Source organism: Streptomyces sp. M-16, assembly GCF_052114405.1.
Taxonomy (GTDB): Bacteria; Actinomycetota; Actinomycetes; order Streptomycetales; family Streptomycetaceae; genus Streptomyces.
This window is the reverse complement of record NZ_JBFRER010000332.1, coordinates 1-503: the sequence shown is the minus strand read 5'-3', so window position 1 is coordinate 503 and position 503 is coordinate 1. Positions and strand designations below refer to the sequence as shown.

The 503-nt window shown below is 83.1% G+C and carries 1 pseudogene; it reads right to left on the bottom strand.

The window, feature by feature from the left end:
• A pseudogene (locus AB4039_RS42410) lies at positions 1–503 on the bottom strand (hypothetical protein); the annotation flags it as partial.

The window sequence follows — 503 nt, the reverse complement described above, 5'->3', positions numbered from 1 at the left end:
GCGGACCGGTCGCCGTGTGAGCGCGGCACCGCGGGCGACGGGGCCACGGGCGCCGTCGGCACGGACCTGGCGGTCAGGGCTCCCGCGCGAACCGAGGGGGTCGCGGTCGCCGTGGGGGACGTCGTCCGTGCGGGGACCGCCCGGAGCGGCGCCACCGGCACGCGCTGCACGGCGGGCGCGCCGGCCGGACGGCCCGACGGCAGGGCCGGGGCGGGCCGTTCGAGTCCCGGGACCGGGCCGGCGGACTCGGCCGGCGCACCCGAAAGCAGACTGCCGCCCGCCGCGGGGTCCAGGACCGCGGGGGAGGACCCCCGGGTGAACGACGGGTTCTGCCAGGTCGGCAGTCGCCCGCCGAATGCGGCGTCCGCCACGGCCGCCGGTCCGTCGGCCGTGCGCCGCATCGGAGGCAGACCGGCCCAGGCGGCGACGGCCACCGGGGCCGCGGAGGCCGCGGGAGCCGTACTCCCGGCGGCCCCGGCGGCCCCGGCGGCCCCGGCGGCCCC